Genomic DNA, 18,576 nt, shown 5'->3' with positions numbered 1-18,576 from the left:
CCAGCCTACGCCGGGACGCCCGCGCCCCCGGCCGACCCGCCCGGGTCGGTCAGAACAGTGCGGACGGCTTGCCGGCCCACCAGTTGCCGGGCGCGTCGGGGTCGCGACTGGTCCAGAACTCGACGATGCCGGAGACGAATTCGGCGGCGGAGAGCCGCCCGTCACCGTCCAGGTCGAGCCGGCGGAACGCCTCGTCCGCGTCGTCGCGGGAGAGCGCGGAGAAGTGGCCCCGCTGGAAGACGAAGAACTCGCCGGCGTCGACGGTCCCGCTGCCGTCCACGTCGGCGACGGCCAGGAACGCCTCGGCCAGCGTCCCGAAGACGGCCCGTGCGGCGGCCGGGTCGTCGGCGACCGAGAGGGTCGAGGCGGTGAACTGCTCCCGGGTGACCGCGGTGGTGCCCTCCGGTAGGTGGGCGAGGTGCAGGTCGCGCCAGATGGCCAGGTAGGCGCCGACGATCCGTTCCTCCGTCGCCGACCCCTCGGCGTGGCCGAGCGAGCGGGCCACCGCATGCCCCATCAGGACGTGGTCGCGCTCGGTCAGCAGGCCGTCCCCGTCGGCGTCCAGATGGTCGAAGCCGTGGTTGATCTTGGCGACCAGCAGTTCCTCCGACACGGTGCCCCCTCGGTTGGTGATCGCTCCGAAGTCTGCACGCTAACCCGCCGCCGCGCCGTCGCGCAGCCGAAGCCGGCAACCGCCTCCCGCCCCCCGTCCCGGCCGCCCCTGCCGGACCCGCCGCCCCTGCCGGCCCGGTGGCGGCCGTCGGCGGCGAGCGGCGCGACACGAGTGTGCCGCACGCTCCTCGCCGCCGACCGTCCCGGGCGGGAGAGCGTCCTCAGCTCGCGCTCCGGAGCGCCGCGTCCGCCAGTCGTTCCGCCAGGTCGCCGAAGGCGGAGCCGAGTTCCTCGTCGGCGACGCCCCCGGCGTAGGCCTGGAAGGCCAGCGCGGCCTGGGCCTGGACGGCCGGGGTGGCGTACACGGGGTCGATCGGGTAGGGCTCCCCGGGCGGCCAGGGCAGCGGCCAGTGCTTCGGCCACGGGATCCTGCCGTGCGGGGTGCCGCACCAGTCGTCGCCGACCTCGGTGAGGATGTTCCGCACGTTGCCACCGGAGAGGCGGGCGGTGATGGCGGCGTTGGCCACCGCGTTGACGGTGCCGGAGACGGCGAGCCGCAGCTCGGCGGCGCCCGGCGGGATCGGTTGCGGGTCGAGGGTCACGGGCCTGCCGCCGCTGTTGGCGAGGTGCACGTGCCGGGTGGGGCCCAGGACGGGCAGGTGCGGGGCGATGCCGTCGATCGCCTCCGGATGGAGGCGGCCCAACAGGTAGAGGAGGGTGGCGGATTGGCGGACTAGGCTCATCGGAACCCCTTCTTGGGGACGCGCGGGTCACTGCCGGTGATCGATCGTAGACGGAGCGGTACCGGGGTGCCGGAACCGACACGGCGGGAAGGGGCGCCGGCCGGGCCTCAGTGCGCGGCTGCCAGCAGCTCCCGGGTGTACTCGGTGTGCGGGGCGGCGAACAGCTGGTCCCGGTCGGTGGACTCGACCAGCCGGCCCCGGTGCATCACGGCCACCCGGTCGCAGAAGTGCCGGACCACCGCGAGGTCGTGGGAGACGAACAGGAAGGCGACGTCGAGCCGTTCGCGCAGCTCCATCAGCAGGTTGAGCACCTGGGCCTGGACCGAGACGTCCAGTGCGGAGACCGGTTCGTCGGCGATGATCAGCCGGGGTTCGGGGGCGAGCGCGCGGGCGATGCCGATCCGCTGGCGCTGGCCGCCGGAGAACTCGTGCGGGTAGCGGTCCAGGTGCGAGGACGGCAGGCCGACCTGTTCGAGAAGTTCGGCGGACCGGTCGCGGCGTTCCGCCGGGGTCAGCGCGGTGTGCAGGCTCAGCGGGGTGTCCAGGGTCTGGGCGATCGTACGGCGCGGGTTGAGCGAGGCGTACGGATCCTGGAAGACCAGCTGGATCTCCTTGCTGAGGCGCCGCCGGAGTGCCCGGTCCGGGGCGGTGGCGTCCACGCCGTCGTACCGCACGGTCCCGCCGGTGACGGGCTGGAGGCCGGCCAGGACGCGGGAGGTGGTGGACTTGCCGGAGCCGGACTCGCCGACCAGGCCGAGGGTCTCGCCGGGGGCTATCCGCAGGCTGACCCCCTCGACCGCCCGGACGGGTTCGGCCCGGCGGCCGGGGAAGCGGCGGCGGCCGGGGAAGTGCACGGCGAGGTCCTCGACCTCGACCAGCCATCGACCGTCCCGCGCGGCCCCGCCGGGTGAACCGCCGGGAGCGTCCTGGCGAGCACCGGCTCCGGCACCGCCACCGGCGCCGGAGCCGTCGCGCCCGGCGAAGGAGAACGAGGGCGACGGGTCGTCGACCGTCGGCAGCGGCGTGCCCGGCACCGTGTCCAGCGTGAGCGCGGCGCCCACCAGGGCCCGGGTGTAGGGCTGCCGGGGGGAGGCGAGCAGCGACGCGGTCGGCGCGGTCTCCACCTGCTCGCCCCCGCGCAGCACCAGGGTCCGGTCCGTCGTGCCCGCGACCACACCCAGGTCGTGGCTGACCAGCAGCACCGCCGTGCCGTGTTCGCGCTGCAACTCCCCGAGCAGGTCGAGGACCTGGCGCTGAACGCGGGCGTCGAGGGCGGTGGTCGGCTCGTCGGCGATCAGCACGTCGGGGTCGTTCATCAGCGCCATCGCGATCATCACGCGCTGTCGCATGCCGCCCGAGAACTGGTGCGGGTAGTCGCGGACCCGGGTGCCCGGGATGCCGACCCGGTCCAGCATCTCGGCCGCCCGCCGCCCGGACTCGGCGCGCCCGGCACCGGGGTGGTGCAGCCGGTACATCTCGGCGAGCTGCGCGCCGACCCCGTGGAACGGGCTGAGCGAGGTGAGCGCGTCCTGGAAGACGAGCGCCACCCGGCTGCCGCGCACCTCGCGCAGCACGGACTCCTCGGCGCCCACCAGCTCCTGCCCGCCCAGCCGGATCGAGCCGGTGACGGTGGTGGTGCGCGGGTCGTGCAGGCCGAGCACGGCGAGTCCGGTCACAGACTTGCCGGAGCCCGACTCGCCCACCAGACCGAGCACTTCGCCCCGGGCGAGGTCGAAGGAGAGGCCGCGTACGGCGGCCACGGGGGCGCCGCCGCGCGGGTCGGCGAAGGAGACGGACAGGTCGCGGACGCGGAGCACGGGCTCCTCGGCGGGGGCGGATGCCGACGCGGACGCGGCCGCGGCGGCGGGGTCCGGGGTGGTGGCGGGCTCGGTCATCAGGACAGGCTCCAGGAACGGCGGGGAGGGGTCAGCTGAGGCGGATGCGCGGGTCGAGCCAGGCCACCACGAGGTCGGCCAGCGCGACGAAGAGCACGACGAAGCAGGCGGCCAGCAGCACCGCGCCGACCACGGCCGGCAGGTCCTGCCCCTCGACGGCCTCGATGGCGAACCGGCCGATGCCGTTCAGCCCGAACACCGTCTCGGTGATCACCGCACCGCCGAGCAGCGCGCCCGCCTCCAGGCCGAGCAGCTGCACCAGCGGTCCGGCGGCGCCGCGCGAGGTGTACTTGAGGTGGGCGCGGAGCCGGCCGAGGCCCTTGCCGCGCGCCGTCCGGACGTACTCCTCGTTCATCGTCTCCAGCAGCTGGGAGCGCGAGAGCCGGGCGAACACGGCCGAGTTGACGAAGCCGAGGACGAGCCAGGGGAGCAGCATCCCGCCGGCCCAGGCCGCCGGGTCGGTGGCCGGCGGGGTGTAGGAGGGCAGCGGCAGCAGTCCGCTGGTGTAGACCAGCCCCCACTGTGCGACGTACCCGAGGAAGTAGATCTGCACGCTGGCGCCGACCAGGGTGAAGCCGGAGAGGAGCTTGTCCGTCCGGGTGCCGTGGCGCAGGGCGGCGACGAAGCCGGTGCCGAGCCCGAACAGCAGCAGGAACGCGAAGGCGCCGACGGCCAGCGAGACGGTGACGGGCAGGTGGTCGACCAGAGCCTCGGTGACCGGCTGGTGCAGCCGGTAGGAGTAGCCGAGGCAGGGCGCGTCGCAGTGGATGACCGAACCGTCGACGTCCTTGATGTCCCGGCCGGCGACGACCCCGGCCAGGTAGTCGGTGTACTGGGCGAGGAGCGGCTGGTCCAGGCCCATGCTCGAACGGACCGCCGCGACCTGGCCGGTGTCGCAGCGCGGACCGCAGGCGGCGCGGGCCGGGTCGGCGGGGGCGGCGTAGAAGAGGACGAAGGCGGCGGCGGAGACCGCGGCCAGGACGGCGATCGCCTGGAGGATCCGCCGCAGGGCGAAGGAGAGCATGGTGGCCGGTCCGAATCAGAGGGCGTCGGGGTGGGCGGCCCCGCCCGCGCGTGCGGTGCACGGCGCGGCGGGCGGGGCCGCCGGGGACTTCGGGGCGTCAGGACTTCAGGTAGACCCAGGCCAGGCTGACCGAGCCGTAGATCGGGTGGATGAACGTCCCGCCGACGTTGGCGCCGCGCAGCTGGTTCATGTTCGGGTAGGCGAACGGCAGGACCGGCAGCTCCTTCATCACGGTCTGCTCCAGCGCGTACAGCTCCTTGGCCTTCTGGCGCGGCTCGCCGATCTGGTTGATCCGGTCGATCTCCTTGTCGACCTCGGCGTTGCGGTAGCGGGCGGAGTTGAGGTCGCTGTTGGCGCGGCCGTCGAAGGAGAACGGGATCAGCGTGGAGGGCGTCGGCCAGTCGACCGAGCTGGTCTCCTCCCACAGGTCGTAGGGGGAGTCGGCGCGGTGCGTCTCGTCCAGCAGCGCCTTGGGGTCGATCGGCTTGGGCACGACGGTGATGCCGGCCTTGGCGAAGCCGTCGACCAGGACCTGGGCGACCCGCTGCCCGTTGGGCGTGTTGGCGTACGCGTAGGTGAGCGAGGCGGGGGCCTGCTTGGCCTTGGCGAGGGTGGCCTTGGCGGCGTCCGGGTCGCCCTCCGGCTTGGCCGGGTCCAGGTCGTACTTCTGCCAGTCGACGAGCGCGGGGGAGCTGAGCGTGGTGGCGAGTTCGCCGGCCCGGGTGCCGCCCTGCACCTGGCGGGCCTGCTGGCGCGGGTAGGCGAGGTGGAGGGCCCTGCGGACCTCGACGTCGGCCACCCGCTCGTTGTTGATCACGAGTTGGGTGACGAAGGCGCCCTGCCGGCCCGAGACGACCAGTTCCTTGGCCTTCGGGTCGGTGTCCACGGTCTGGTACAGCTCGGGGGAGAGCTGGGTGGCGACCGTGGTCGCGTCCGCTCCGCCGTCGCGCCCGGAGAGGATCTCCTGGTTGATGTTGAGCGCTTCCTTGCCGAACGTGAAGACGAACTTCTCCGGGTACTGGTTGCGGATCGGGTCGCTCTCCGGCTTCCAGTGCGGGTTGCGCTCCAGGACCAGGCGGGTGTTCTGGACGTGCTCGACGATCCGGTACGGGCCGCTGGAGTAGGGCAGCCGGTCGTAGTCCGTGCCGGTGTCCTTGTCCTTGCGCACCGGGGACGAGGAGGACTGGGCGGCCATGTAGGGCACGTCGGCCTGCGGCTGCGGGAAGTGGAAGACGATGGTGCGGTCGTCCGGCGTCTCGATCGCGGCGAGGTCGCCGTCCTGCGGGCCGCCGTACTTCTTGCGGGCGTCGTCGTAGCTCGCCTCGCCGGTGAGCCACTGCGGCCAGTACGGCGGGCCGACCTCGTAGCCCTTGCCGAAGCTGCGCTGGATGCCGTACTTGACCTGCTGGGAGGTGATCGGCTGGCCGTCCTCCCAGGCCACTCCCTCCTTCAGCCTGTACGTCCAGGTGCGGCCGCCGTCGGCGGGGGTGCCGGTGTCGGTGGCGAGGTCGCCGACCAGCTTCGCCTTGCCGTCCACCACCTGGTACTGGGTGAGCTGGCGGCCCCAGAGCAGCGAGGTGTTGTAGGCGGCGCCCGCGTACACCTTCTGCGGGTCGAGGTGGCGGAAGTCGGTCGCGTTGTAGACGTTCACCGTGCCGCCCGCGCGGGCACCGGGCACGGCGGGGGCCGGTCCGGCGCTCTCCTTCTCGGTGCCGAGCGCGGCGGTCAGCGGCGAGGTGTCCTTCGGCGAGGCGGCGGTGCCGGTGGAGGTGGAGCCCGCGCCGGCCGAGCAGGAGGTCGCCAGCAGGGCGGTCGCGACGACGGCGAGGGACGGTCTGATCCAGCGCATGGCGAATCTCTCCTTGCCCCGAGGGCCCGGGGCGGATAGGTGAACGGCGAAAAAAGGGAGGAAGGTCGGGGAGGGCCGGGCGGACGGCCGGCGGCGAGCGGTCGGGGACCGGCCGCCTCAGCGGGCGCTGCGCGGGTCCAGCGCGTCCCGGACGGCGTCGCCGAGCAGGTTGAAGGCGAGGACGAACAGCAGCAGCGCGATGCCGGGGAAGAACATGTACGTCGGATCGGCCTGGAAGACCTCGGAGCCGCGGGAGATCATCCGGCCCCAGTCCGGGATCGGCTCGTTGATCCCGACACCGAGGAACGACAGCACCGCCTCGGAGGCGACGAACGTCGGCACCGCCATGGTGGCGTGCACCAGCAGCTGCGCCCGGACATTCGGCAGGAGTTCACGGAAGACGATATGGAATCCGCTCGCTCCCATCGCCCGTGCGGACTGCACAAAATCCCTTTCCCGGAGCGATCTGACGGTGGCGCGAAGGGAAAGCGCCAGCGGAATCCAGCCGAACGCGGAGAACACCAGGATGAGGACGAGGAACTGCATCCAGTCGGGTTCCGCGGTGCCGGGATCGACCAGCCGGGACTGGATCACCGGGCTGATCGCGAGCAGCAGGAGCAGCGTCGGGAATGCCAGCAGGACGTTGGAGAGGAAGCCGAACAGCCGGTCGGTGATCCCGCCGAGGTAGCCCACCGCGACCCCGGCCAGCACCCCGAGGGTGGTGGTGACGGCGGCCGCGACGAAGGCGATCAGCAGCGAGGTTCGGATGCCGTAGAGCAGCTGGGTGAGCACGTCGCGGCCGAGCCCGGGCTCCAGGCCGAACCAGAACTCCCCGGAGATGCCGCCGTTGGGCGCGACCGGCAGGCCACCGTCGCTGAGCAGGCCGGGAGTGTTCTGGCCGTAGTGCTCGGTCGGGTTCTTGCCGTACAGCGCGGCGATCAGCGGGGCCGCGACGGCGAGCAGGAGGAAGAGGAGGACGACGGCGAGGGAGACGGCTCCCGTGCGGTCGCGGCAGACGCGCCGCAGCAGGCTCGCGGGGGCGGGCGCCCGGTCCGGCGCCGGGCCGGGATCCTGGGAGCCCGACCGGGTGGGCGCCGTGGGCGGCGTCCGGGGGGCCGGCTCCGCGGCGGGTCCTGCGACTGGTTCGACCACTGCCATGAGAGGCGTACTCCCCGAATTCTCCGCCGCCCCGTGGGTGAGGGTGCGCTGACGTGCATTTCCGGGCGGCCGGTCCGGGGGTTTCCCGGTGGGCCGCCGAGCGCCATCAGATCGGATACCGAGGGAGTTCCGCAAATCATTCCCCGGGCCTGCCGTCGGCTTTGTTGCGGGAATGGCGGCGGCTTCATTCCGCCGCAATACTGCCGTAGCAGTAGAACGGACATAAGCGGACAAAAGTCATGTCATGTCCGCTGTCGTCCCGCATTTTGAGATCTCCGACACAGGAGCGGCGGCGTTGATACGATTCCGGCGGGCCGCGACTGGCGCGCACGGATGGAATCGACCATCGGGAAGCGGCCCCGTGCCGAATCACGTCAAGTCGCCGAGCGCCTGGGCCCCCCGAACCTCCTCCCAGGAGACCGTCATGGCCCAGCAGCCCCACACGGCCGCCACCCCCTCCGCCAACACGGCGTTCCGATCGGCCCTCGACGTCGTCCGCGAGGTCGAACCGCGGATCGCCGCCGCCATCGGCCAGGAGATCGACGACCAGCGTGCCTCGCTCAAGCTCATCGCCAGCGAGAACTACGCCTCCCCGGCCGTCCTGCTCGCGATGGGCAACTGGCTCAGCGACAAGTACGCCGAGGGCACGGTCGGCCGGCGTTTCTACGCGGGCTGCCGCAACGTCGACACCGTCGAGAGCATCGCCGCCGAGCACGCCCGCGCCCTGTTCGGCGCCGAGCACGCCTACGTCCAGCCGCACTCGGGCATCGACGCCAACCTGACCGCGTTCTGGGCCGTCCTCTCCCAGCGGGTGGAGAGCCCCGCCCTCCGGCGTGCCCAGGTCCGCAACGTCAACGACCTCACCGAGCAGGACTGGGCCCTGCTGCGCCAGGAGCTCGGCAACCAGCGGATGCTCGGCATGTCCCTGGACACCGGCGGTCACCTCACCCACGGCTTCCGTCCCAACATCTCCGGCAAGATGTTCGACCAGCGCAGCTACGGCACCGACCCGGTCACCGGCCTGATCGACTACGACGCGCTGCGCGCCACCGCCCGTGAGTTCCGCCCGCTGATCCTGGTGGCGGGCTACTCCGCCTACCCGCGGCTGGTCAACTTCCGCGTGATGCGCGAGATCGCGGACGAGGTCGGCGCGACCCTGATGGTCGACATGGCGCACTTCGCCGGCCTGGTCGCGGGCAAGGTGCTCACCGGCGACCACGACCCGGTCCCGCACGCCCAGATCGTCACCACCACCACTCACAAGTCGCTGCGGGGCCCGCGCGGCGGCATGGTGCTCTGCACCGCCGAGCTGGCCGAGCACGTCGACCGCGGCTGCCCGCTGGTCCTCGGCGGCCCGCTCTCGCACGTCATGGCGGCCAAGGCGGTCGCGTTCGCCGAGGCCCGCCGCCCGGAGTTCCGGACCTACGCCCGCCAGGTCGTCGACAACGCCCAGGCGCTCGCCGAGGGCCTGCTGCGGCGCGGCGGCACGCTGGTCACCGGTGGCACCGACAACCACCTCGTCCTCGCCGACGTCTCCGGCCACGGCCTGACGGGTCGCCAGGCCGAGGCGGCGCTCCTCGACTCCGGCATCGTCACCAACCGCAACTCCGTGCCGCAGGACCCGAACGGCGCCTGGTACACCTCCGGCGTCCGGATCGGCACGCCCGCGCTCACCACGCGCGGCCTGGGTGTCGCCGAGATGGACGAGATCGCCGCCCTGATCGACACCGTGCTGCGGTCGACCACCCCGGCCACCACCGCCGCGGGCGCCCCCTCCAAGGCCCAGTACGTCCTGGACCCCGCCGTCGCCGACGGCATCGCCAAGCGCGCCGCCGACCTCCTCGCCGGCTTCCCGCTCTACCCGGGCGTCGACCTGGCGTAGTCGCCCGCGCCGGGGTGCGGGGGCGACCCCCGCACCCCGCCGCCGCACCCCGCCCCTGGCGCCGTGGGCGGAGATCATCTCCGTGATGATGACAAATCGGACACCTGGACGGCAGTATGGATGAACGCTCCTCCGCCCCCCGAACATCTCCGATCAGGTCCTTCCACAGAATCGCCGGGCGGCGAAATACTTTGCTCCGGGCTCTCTCCAACTCCGTTCGGTGACCGGTAGATTGCAGCGAGCTCGGGTACCGGGGCTACCGTTTGCGGCAGGTTGAGCCGCGTTCGCGCGCCCGGTCCGCCGTCCGTCCCGGGCGGTGAACCGGCGGAGACCCGTCACCGACCGGCAGCAGCGCGCCCGGAGACGGGGAGCGCGGCCGACGGTCGGTCGTACCGTGTAAGGAGCCACCTCGTGACCGACACCGCACTCGGCACCGAGCAGCACCCGCTCACCGAGCCCGCCGTGCTCGACGACGTCCCCGGCTGGTTCTGGGACCATGACCGTCATCTCTTCGAGTGGTTCCTCGGCCGGCAGGAAGCCGCAGGTCTCACCGGCGACCTGCTGGAAATGGGCGCCTACCTGGGGCGCAGCGCGATCGTGATCGGCTCCCACCTGCAACCCGGCGAGACGTTCACGGTCTGTGACCTCTTCGATTCGGACGCCCCGGACGTCGAGAACGCCGCCGAGATGGACATGTCCTACCGGCGGTCGCTCACCCGGACCGCGTTCGAGACCAACTACCTGTCCTTCCACGACAGGCTGCCGGAGATCGTCCAGGCGTCCACCTCCGTGCTGGCCGGCGGCCGCCTCCCGGCCGGCACCTTCCGCTTCGTCCACATCGACGCCTCGCACCTCTACGAGCACGCGGCCTCCGACCTCGACGTGGCCCGTACGGCGCTGGCCCCGCAAGGGGTGGTGGCCGTCGACGACTACCGCTCGGCGCACACCCCCGGCGTCGCGGCCGCCACCTGGGAGGCCCTGTTCAACCACGGCCTCAAGCCGATCGTGCTCACCGACAGCAAGTTCTACGGCACCTGGGGCGACCCGGAGCCCGCCCGGCTCGACCTGCTCGCCCGGCGCGGCACCCTCCCGCACTGCGCCATCACCAGCGAGGCGCTCGCCGGGCACCGGCTGGTGCGGATAGGCGGCAGCGCGGAGGGCGCCGCCCCGTCCCCGGTCTCGCGTCACCACGCCCGACTCACCGTCGAGGCCGAACGCCGCGAGGCCGAACGGGCCGCGCACGAGGCCCTCCACGAGGCGGAACTGGAGCGCCGGGCGGCCGTGCTGGACCTGACCGAACGCCGGGCCCTCGCCGCCGAACGCCGCCGCCCGGCCAACGTGGCCAAGCGCGTCGCGGGCGACCTCCTCCCGCCGGTCGTCACCTCCGCCATCCGCCGCGCCCGCCGCGGCTGACCGCCGCACCCCGGCGCAGGACCACCCCGACGAACCCGGCGCCCCGCACAGCAGAGCGCGAAAGCGCCGGCCGGAAAGAATCCCGGCCGGCGCTTTCGCGCGGCACACGGGGGCCCGCAGCGCCCGGTGCCTCAGGCCCGGGAGGGCTGGGCCGTTCGGTGCGGCGGTTCGGCTTCGGTTCCCCCGGTCCCGCCGGCCTCCGCCTCGGCGGCGAGTTCGCGCTTCACGGCGTCGAGGGAGGGGTTGGCCCAGGCGCTGCGGACGCCCCAGGCGTAGAAGGTCAGGCCGATCGCGGCGACGACCAGGAGGTCCCAGCCCCCGGGGAGGTAGCCCTCGCCGCCGAACTCGGTGGAGCCGGCCCACGAGACGCCGGCCATCACGAACAGGTAGGCGATCATCCAGGCGCCGGCCTTGAGGTGCGGCTTCAGCTCGGAGAACGGCTTGCGCAGCTCGTACCAGGCCCAGATCGGCAGGCCGGCGGCCATCAGCAGGATGACCTTGCCGGTCAGGGGCCAGCGGGCCCAGTAGAGCACCAGCGAGCCGAAGACCATGGCGACCGGGGCGATCACGGGCATGGCGCGCAGCCGGACGGGGCGGGGCAGCTCGGGGGCCAGGCGGCGCAGCGCCATCACCGCGACCGGGCCGGTGACGTAGGAGATCACGGTGGCCACCGAGACGATCTCGGCGAGCGAGCCCCAGCCGCGGAAGACCGCGAGGAAGGCGAAGGCGACCACGAGGTTGAGCACCAGCGCCGGGCGGGGGATGCCGGTCCTGCGATCCACCCGCCCGAACAGGGACGGCAGGTGGCCGTTCTCCTGGACGCCGTGGATCATCCGCGAGGTGGTGGCGGCGTAGATCATGCCCGTGCCGCTGGGGGAGACGAAGGCGTCCGCGTACAGCAGCAGTGCGAGCCAGTTGAGGCCCCAGGCGATGGCCAGGTCGGCCAGCGGCGAGGTGTAGCCGAGGTTGCTCCAGCCGTTCGCCAGGTCCGCCGACGGGATGGCGCCGAGGAAGGCGATCTGCAGGGCGACGTAGATGACCAGGGCGATCAGGATCGAGCCGATCACGGCCTTGGGCAGCGACTTGCCGGGGTTGCGGGCCTCGCCGGCGAGGTTGAGCGGGGACTGGAAGCCGTTGAACGCCCAGACGATGCCGGAGACGGCCACCGCCGTGAACACGGCGCTCCAGCCGTTCGGCGCGAAGCCGCCGTGGTCGGTGAAGTGCGCGGTGTCGAAGTGGGCGAGCAGGAGCGCACCGGCGGTGAGTGTCGGGACGACGACCTTGAAGACGGTGATCGCCGTGTTGGTCTTGGCGAACAGCGTGATGGCGAACCAGTTCAGGGCGAAGTAGCCGACCAGCAGGACGCTCGCGAGCGCCACACCGCTGAGGGAGAGCTCCTTCCCGTCGTACAGGTCCTTCGCCCAGCCGAAGTCCCAGGAGCTCATGTACTGCACCGAGGCGGTCGCCTCGCCGGGTATGACCGAGACGATGGCGATCCAGTTCGCCCAGGCGGCCAGGTAGCCGGCCAGCGAGCCGTGCGAGTACTGCCCGTACCGCACCATTCCGCCGGCCTTGGGGAACATCGACCCGAGCTCGCTGTAGGTGAGGGCGATGGTCAGCGCGACGGCGGCTCCGATCACCCACGCGACGATCGACGCCGGCCCGGCCAGCCGGGCGGCCCGTTCGGCGCCGAACAGCCAGCCCGAGCCGATGATCGACCCCAGCCCGACGGCTGTGAGGCTGATGGTGCCGAGCGAGCGGCGGTAGTTCTGATGGGATGCCGTCGTCGACTCGCGCTCACTCAACGTATCGGTCCTCTGTCTCATCTGCTCATCGGGTATACGCACAAACGGACAGCAGCTTATGGGGCGAAATCGGACCAAACCTCAGATCGGCCTCAGATTTACCGCAAATCGTCCGATCGTTGCCGTCCCGTGTCCGGTCGTCGGACATTCGGCGGGGGTCGCACCGGGCTTCCGGCGGGGGTCCCGGCGGGACGGGCAGCCGGAAATCCGGGCCGGAAACGTGGGCCGGAAGTCCGGGCCGTAAACGCACCCGGGAAAAAGAAATTCCCCCGGAGAACTCTTTCGAGTTCTCCGGGGGAATTCGCGGTGTCCGAGGGGGGACTTGAACCCCCACGCCCGATAAAGGGCACTAGCACCTCAAGCTAGCGCGTCTGCCATTCCGCCACCCGGACAGGGTGTGTGCTTCGGGGGCTTTCTCGGCGCCCCCTCGGCGACAGAGAGAACATTACCAGGCTCTCGGAGTGCTTCTCACCTGCGTTTCCCCGGTGGGGATGGGCGGGGTGACGGGGACGGGTCGCGGATGTGCGCGAAGCGGTGGTTCGAGGGCGGTAAACGGTCGGTTCAGGGGTGGCGAACGGTCGGAAGCGGGCTGGAGCGATCCGACACGGGCAAGTTGTCGACGGTGCCCCGGTCCCGGGGGCGGCTCTCCTAGCCTCTGTGGATCGAGGGCGCCATGAGCGGAACGCCTGATTCCCGGGGTCGCGGACGAAGGGCGGCTGGACGTGGAGCAGACCAGCGAGGAAGAGACAGGGGTCGGGCCGGAGGTGGAGACCGGGGCGGCCGATGCCGGGAGCGGGCCGGCCTGCGCGGACGGGGCGGTCCGGGACACCGGCGCGGTGCTCGCCACCGCGATCCTGGAGGCCGGAGCGGTCCTCGCCGCCGTGGCGCAGGCGGGAGCGGCCACGGTGGCGCGGGCCGGGGCGGCGGCGAAGGCCCGGGCCCAGGACGGGCCCGCCGAGGGAGTGTGGCGGTTCACCGTGCCGGCCGAGCAGGCCTCGGTGCCGCGGACCCGGCACGCGGTGCGGGACCGGCTGCTGGCCCAGGGCATGGCGGAGATCCGCTACCAGGAGCTGGTGGACGACGTCCTGCTGATCGTCTCCGAGCTGGTCGGCAACGCGGTGACGCACGCCGCAGAACTGTCACCGGAGGTCACCACCGAACTGGCCGTCCAGGACGGCTGGGTGCGGGTCTCCGTCGAGGACGGCGACCCGTACCGGCCGAAGGCGCTGGAGACCGACACCGGCCGGACCGGCGGGCGCGGCCTGCTGCTGGTGAAGAGCATCACGCTGCAGGCCGGCGGGGTGTGCGACGTCGAGCAGGCGGGGGAGGGCGGCAAGGTGATCTGGGCCTCGCTGCCGCTCCCCCGGAGGGACCCGGAGCGCTGAGGCGGGCCGGGCGTCCGTCCTACCAGTCGTTCCCGGCGATCTCCCGGATCCCCGGCAGCGCGGCCTCGAAGACGGTCCGGAACCACACCGAGAACGGCCGGTCCGCCTCCAGCTCGCGCAGCTCCGCGGCCGTGACGAAGGCGTAGTCGTCCACCTCGTCGGGGTTCGGCCGGACCGGCTCGGTGACCAGGCCGACGAACAGGTGGTTCCACTCGCGCTCGATCAGCCCGGACGCCTCGTCCGGCAGGTCGTAGCGGACCGTGCCCGCCTCGCAGAGCAGTGCCGGGGCGACTCCCAGCTCCTCCGCGGTCCGCCGGGCAGCGGCCACGAACGGCGGCTCGTCGGGGTACGGGTGGCCGCAGCAGGTGTTCGACCAGACGCCGGGGGAGTGGTACTTGCCGAGGGCCCGGCGCTGGAGCAGCAGCCGGCCCTGGCGGTCGAAGAGGAACACCGAGAACGCGCGGTGCAGCCGTCCCGGCTGCTGGTGGGCCCAGAGCTTCTCGGCGGTGCCGATGGTCACGCCTTCGTCGTCGACCAGCTCCAGCAGGATCTCGGCGGGGGCACCGACGGCCTCCGCGCCGGTCGCCACGTCGGTCTCCACATCGAGACCGGTGTCGAGGCCGGTGTCGAGACCGGTCCCGATCTCCGTGGTGTCCGAGGCGAAGCGCGTCGGATCGGTCGGCAGACTCTGGGGCATGAGGCCTCTTTCGGAAGCTTCGGGAGCAATGGGAGCAACCACGGCACCGGTGGCGTCGCGGTCAAGTCTGCCGTACGGGTGGCACTCCCAAGGGGGTCCCACGCACAACCGGCCGGATCAGGACCGCCCCCGACCCGTTCCGGGCCGCCTGAGGGCATGGGAATAGCAGAGTCGTTCGGAACCTGTTCGACTCTCGTTCGATCAGGTGGCCCGGCCGTACGGGAACGCGCACCTGGGCGTCACCCCTTCTTCACCGCGCCCCGCGCGGCACCCGCGCACCGTGCCGCACAGCCCCCCGGCCGCGTTCGGGCTGGTCGTCGCGGTCGCCTACCATCACATAGGACACGGCGGCCGCACCTCGGCGGCCCCGGGCGCGCCACCCGAAGGGGCCGGCCCCGCCGTCCCGCGGACCGGTAACCGGCGCGGTAGCGCACAGCACGACGGATCAGGAGAACCGCATGATCGGCCTCGTTCTGGCAGCCGGCGCCGGCCGCCGGCTGCGCCCGTACACCGACACCCTGCCGAAGGCACTGGTGCCGGTCGACGGGGAGCGGACCGTCCTGGACCTCACCCTCGGGAACTTCGCCGAGATCGGCCTGCGCGACGCCGCGATCGTCGTCGGCTACCGCAAGGAGGCGGTCCTCGACCGCAAGGCGGCCCTGGAGCGGAAGTACGGCGTCAGGCTCACCCTGGTCGAGAACGACAAGGCCGAGGAGTGGAACAACGCCTACTCGCTCTGGTGCGCCCGCGACCTCTTCGCCGAGGGCCTGCTGCTCGCCAACGGCGACACCGTCCACCCGGTCTCGGTGCAGCGCACCATGCTGGAGGGCAACGAGCGGCTGACCGCCGAGGGCCGCGCCCCGGGCATCCTGCTCGCCCTCGACACGGTGAAGAAGCTCGCCGACGAGGAGATGAAGGTCGTCGTCGACCCGGCCACCGGCGTGCGCCGGATCACCAAGCTGATGGACCCGGCCGAGGCCACCGGTGAGTACATCGGCGTCACCGTCATCAACCCGGCCGCCGCCGCCGACCTCACCGACGCGCTGCGCGCCACCTACGAGCGCGACCCGCAGCTCTACTACGAGGACGGCTACCAGGAGATGGTCGACCGCGGCCTGCGGATCGACGTCCAGCCGATCGGCGAGGTGTCCTGGGTCGAGGTCGACAACCACGACGACCTGGCCAAGGCGCGGGAGATCGCGTGCCAGTACTGACCCGGCTGGTGCCGTCGCCGGTCTTCGTCGAGATCCGCCCGGGCGCGCTCGGTGCGCTCGGCGGCATCCTCGCCGACCAGCGCCTCTCCGCCTCGGGCCGGATCGCGGTGGCGATCAGCAACGGCTCGGGCACGGTGCTGCGCACCCGGCTGGAGCCGGCGCTGCCCGGCGCCGACTGGTACCACGTCGACGACGGCAGCATCGACAGTGCGGTGCGGCTGGCGGACGCGATGCGCGGCGGTCACTACGACACCATGGTGGCCCTGGGCGGCGGCAAGATCATCGACGCCGCCAAGTACGCCGCGGCCCGGGTCGGCCTGCCGCTGGTCTCGGTCCCCACCAACCTGGCCCACGACGGCATCTGCTCGCCCGTCTCCACCCTCGACAACGACGCAGGGCGGGGCTCCTACGGGGTGCCCAGCCCGATCGGCATCGTGATCGACCTGGACGTGATCCGGGACGCCCCGCCACGGTTCGTCGCGGCCGGCATCGGCGACGTCGTCTCCAACATCTCGGCCTGCGCCGACTGGGAGCTGTCGCACGTCGAGACCGGTGAGCCGGTCGACGGACTGGCCGTCGCGATGGCCCGCTCGGCCGGTGAGAACCTGCTGCGGCACCCAGGAAGCCTCCAGGATCAGGACCTCCTCACCGCGCTGGCCGAGGCACTGGTACTGTCCGGCATCGCGATGAACATCGCCGGCAGTACCCGGCCCTCGTCGGGCGCCTGCCACGAGATCTCGCATGCCCTGGACGTGCTGTATCCCAAGCGGTCCGCCCAGCACGGCGAGCAGGTCGGCCTCGGCGCCGCCTTCGCCAGCTTCCTGCGGGGCGAGCGCGAGCTGACCGGTCTGATCGTGGAGCGCCTGGCGCACCACGGGCTGCCGGTGACCGCCGCTCAGATCGGCTTCACCGAGGCGGAGTTCACCGAAGCGGTGCACTACGCTCCGAACACCCGCCCGGGCCGCTTCACCATCCTTGAGCACCTCGACCTCTCCCCTTCCGCAATCAGGGACGCGTACGCCGACTATGTCCAAGCCGTCAACAGCTGACCGCTCCGCCGCCGGGTCCACGCCGCCGCCGGTGGACCTGACCCGCCGCCCCTCGATCGAGGAGCTGCGCGCGGTGATCCACCCGGAGGGCATGCTCCAGCGCCGCAGCGCGGAGCACTGGGCCGGCCGGCTCTACATGCGGAGCATCTCGCTGCGGATCACCCGCGTGCTCTCCACCGTGACGGCGATCACGCCCAACGGGCTGACCTACCTGATGATGCTCACGGGCGTCCTCGCCGGTGCCGCGCTGGTCCTCCCGGGGCTCGCCGGCGCGGTGCTGGCCGCCGTGCTCATCCAGGTCTACCTGCTGCTGGACTGCGTGGACGGCGAGGTGGCCCGCTGGCGCCGGCAGACCTCGCTCACCGGCGTCTACCTGGACCGGGTCGGCCACTACATGTCCGAGGCCGCCCTGCTGACGGGCCTCGGCCTGCGCGGCACCGACCTGCTGCACCGGGAGGGCCCGGCCTCGCACTGGGAGTGGGCGTTCCTCGGCACGCTGGCGGCGCTCGGCGCGATCCTGATCAAGTCGGAGACCGACCTGGTCGACGTGGCCCGGGCCCGCAGCGGCCTGACGGCGGTCGAGGACAGCGCCGCGGTGCCGCGCTCGTCCGGTGTCGCCAAGGCCCGCCGGGCCGCCTCCCTCCTGAAGTTCCACCGGCTGGTGGGCGCGGTCGAGGCCTCGCTGTTCATCCTCGCCGCGGGTGTCGCGGACGCCGTCCACGGCGGGCTCTTCTTCACCCGGCTCGCGGTCGTCGTGCTGGCCTCGATCGCCATGCTGCAGACCGTGCTGCACCTGCTCAGCATCGTCCTGTCGAACAGGCTCCGGTGAGCGCCGTGAACGTGGACCGGGACACCCCGAACACCCGCGACGTCCAGGGCGCCCCGGAGGGCCCCGGCGCGGGCGCCGCGGACGCCTTCCGGCTCGGCGCGGTCATCATCACCATGGGCAACCGCCCGGCCGAACTGAACGCCCTGATCGAGTCGGTCCGCGCCCAGCAGGGCCCGGCCGTCGAGCTGGCCGTGGTCGCCAACGGCGCCCCGCTGCCCCCGCTCCCCGCGGGCGTGCGCTCCGTCGAGCTGCCGGAGAACCTCGGCATCCCGGGCGGCCGCAACGTCGGCATCGAGCTCTTCGGCCGCAACGGCCGGGACGTCGACGCGGTGCTGTTCCTGGACGACGACGGCCGGCTGCCCGGCACCGACTCGGCCCGCCTGCTGCGCGAGGCCTTCACCGGTGACCCGGAGCTCGGCATCGTGAGCTTCCGGATCGCCGACCCGGACACCGGCGTCACCCAGCGCCGGCACGTGCCCCGGCTGCGCGCCAGCGACCCGCTGCGCTCGTCCCGGGTGACCACCTTCCTGGGCGGTGCCAGCGCGGTGCGCTGCGCGGTCTTCGACAAGGCGGGCCAGCTGCCCGCCGAGTTCTTCTACGCCCACGAGGAGACCGACCTCGCCTGGCGTGCGGTGGACGCCGGCTGGGCCATCGACTACCGGGCCGACGTGGTGCTGCACCACCCCACCACCTCGCCCGCGCGGCACGCCTCCTACTTCCACAACGTGGCCCGGAACAGGGTTTGGCTCGCGAGACGGAACCTTCCGGGCCTGTTGGTGCCTCTCTATCTGGGAACCTGGTTCCTGCTGACCGTGGCCCGCCGCCCCTCCCCCGAGGCGCTGAAGGCCTGGCTCGGCGGGTTCCGGGCGGGCTGGCGCGAACCCTGCGGTACGCGGCGGCCCATGCGATGGCGTACCGTTTGGCGACTGACCAGGCTGGGCCGACCCCCGGTCATCTGATCTGTCCGATGACCGTACGGTAGACGGATCGGACGGTCGTACAGCCGTACGGCAGGCCGATC

General features: G+C 72.4%; 15 protein-coding genes, 1 tRNA gene and 1 riboswitch. Of the genes, 7 read left to right on the top strand and 9 right to left on the bottom strand.

What is annotated here, in order from left to right; all coding sequences use genetic code 11:
* Positions 1-49 precede the first annotated feature (49 nt).
* The 6 genes from PUR61_RS19815 to PUR61_RS19790 all read right to left on the bottom strand — a co-directional run bounded on the left by PUR61_RS19815 (position 50) and on the right by PUR61_RS19790 (position 7,281).
* Positions 50-613, bottom strand: coding sequence for an EF-hand domain-containing protein (locus tag PUR61_RS19815; RefSeq protein ID WP_329880345.1), 564 nt, complete (start codon positions 611-613; stop codon positions 50-52).
* 220 nt (positions 614-833) lie between these two features.
* A complete protein-coding gene (locus PUR61_RS19810) occupies positions 834-1,355 on the bottom strand; it encodes a hypothetical protein (RefSeq protein ID WP_329880343.1) in 522 nt (173 codons plus the stop codon).
* Between the two features lie 107 nt (positions 1,356-1,462).
* A complete protein-coding gene (locus PUR61_RS19805; protein WP_329880341.1) occupies positions 1,463-3,250 on the bottom strand; it encodes an ABC transporter ATP-binding protein in 1,788 nt (595 codons plus the stop codon).
* 31 nt (positions 3,251-3,281) lie between these two features.
* Complete coding sequence (locus tag PUR61_RS19800) at positions 3,282-4,274, bottom strand: ABC transporter permease (RefSeq protein WP_329880339.1); 993 nt, start codon at positions 4,272-4,274, stop codon at positions 3,282-3,284.
* Between the two features lie 97 nt (positions 4,275-4,371).
* Positions 4,372-6,123 carry an ABC transporter substrate-binding protein gene (locus PUR61_RS19795; protein WP_329880337.1) on the bottom strand — a complete coding sequence of 584 codons (1,752 nt, stop codon included), beginning with the start codon at positions 6,121-6,123 and terminating at the stop codon, positions 4,372-4,374.
* A 117-nt stretch (positions 6,124-6,240) separates the two neighbouring features.
* The gene (locus PUR61_RS19790; RefSeq protein WP_329880335.1) at positions 6,241-7,281 is read right to left on the bottom strand and encodes an ABC transporter permease; all 1,041 of its coding nucleotides are present in this window, start codon (positions 7,279-7,281) and stop codon (positions 6,241-6,243) included.
* Between the two features lie 306 nt (positions 7,282-7,587).
* A riboswitch (ZMP/ZTP riboswitch) is annotated at positions 7,588-7,684 on the top strand.
* A 21-nt stretch (positions 7,685-7,705) separates the two neighbouring features.
* On the opposite strand from PUR61_RS19790, the gene PUR61_RS19785 reads away from it, so the two are divergent.
* Both PUR61_RS19785 and PUR61_RS19780 read left to right on the top strand, forming a co-directional pair.
* The gene (locus PUR61_RS19785) at positions 7,706-9,163 is read left to right on the top strand and encodes a glycine hydroxymethyltransferase (RefSeq protein WP_329880332.1); all 1,458 of its coding nucleotides are present in this window, start codon (positions 7,706-7,708) and stop codon (positions 9,161-9,163) included.
* 411 nt (positions 9,164-9,574) lie between these two features.
* A complete protein-coding gene (locus PUR61_RS19780) occupies positions 9,575-10,576 on the top strand; it encodes a class I SAM-dependent methyltransferase (protein WP_329880331.1) in 1,002 nt (333 codons plus the stop codon).
* A 131-nt stretch (positions 10,577-10,707) separates the two neighbouring features.
* Here PUR61_RS19780 and PUR61_RS19775 read toward each other — a convergent pair whose 3' ends face one another.
* Both PUR61_RS19775 and PUR61_RS19770 read right to left on the bottom strand, forming a co-directional pair.
* A complete protein-coding gene (locus PUR61_RS19775) occupies positions 10,708-12,402 on the bottom strand; it encodes an APC family permease (protein WP_443035201.1) in 1,695 nt (564 codons plus the stop codon).
* A gap of 286 nt (positions 12,403-12,688) precedes the next feature.
* Positions 12,689-12,773, bottom strand: a tRNA-Leu gene (locus tag PUR61_RS19770).
* 513 nt (positions 12,774-13,286) lie between these two features.
* Between PUR61_RS19770 and PUR61_RS19765 the strand changes: the two genes are divergently transcribed.
* Entirely contained in the window at positions 13,287-13,766 is a 480-nt protein-coding gene (locus PUR61_RS19765) for an ATP-binding protein (RefSeq protein WP_329880648.1), read from the top strand.
* A 19-nt stretch (positions 13,767-13,785) separates the two neighbouring features.
* On the opposite strand, the gene idi is transcribed toward PUR61_RS19765, so the two are convergent.
* A complete protein-coding gene (gene idi, locus PUR61_RS19760; protein WP_329880329.1) occupies positions 13,786-14,463 on the bottom strand; it encodes an isopentenyl-diphosphate Delta-isomerase in 678 nt (225 codons plus the stop codon).
* A 458-nt stretch (positions 14,464-14,921) separates the two neighbouring features.
* Between idi and PUR61_RS19755 the strand changes: the two genes are divergently transcribed.
* The 4 genes from PUR61_RS19755 to PUR61_RS19740 all read left to right on the top strand — a co-directional run bounded on the left by PUR61_RS19755 (position 14,922) and on the right by PUR61_RS19740 (position 18,514).
* Positions 14,922-15,677, top strand: coding sequence for a phosphocholine cytidylyltransferase family protein (locus PUR61_RS19755; protein WP_329880328.1), 756 nt, complete (start codon positions 14,922-14,924; stop codon positions 15,675-15,677).
* Positions 15,665-16,726, top strand: coding sequence for an iron-containing alcohol dehydrogenase family protein (locus PUR61_RS19750; RefSeq protein ID WP_329880327.1), 1,062 nt, complete (start codon positions 15,665-15,667; stop codon positions 16,724-16,726). Before PUR61_RS19755 ends, PUR61_RS19750 begins: the two co-directional genes overlap by 13 nt.
* Before the next feature lie 91 nt (positions 16,727-16,817).
* Positions 16,818-17,555 (top strand): CDP-alcohol phosphatidyltransferase family protein, encoded by a 738-nt coding sequence (locus PUR61_RS19745; RefSeq protein WP_329880646.1) that lies wholly within the window; start codon positions 16,818-16,820, stop codon positions 17,553-17,555.
* A 113-nt stretch (positions 17,556-17,668) separates the two neighbouring features.
* Positions 17,669-18,514: a glycosyltransferase family 2 protein gene (locus PUR61_RS19740; protein WP_329880644.1), complete on the top strand. Its 846-nt coding sequence runs from the start codon at positions 17,669-17,671 to the stop codon at positions 18,512-18,514.
* Positions 18,515-18,576 lie beyond the last annotated feature (62 nt).

The sequence above is a fragment of the Streptomyces sp. BE20 genome (assembly GCF_036322525.1).
Taxonomy (GTDB): Bacteria; Actinomycetota; Actinomycetes; order Streptomycetales; family Streptomycetaceae; genus Kitasatospora.
This window is presented reverse-complemented; position numbering and strand designations above follow the sequence as displayed.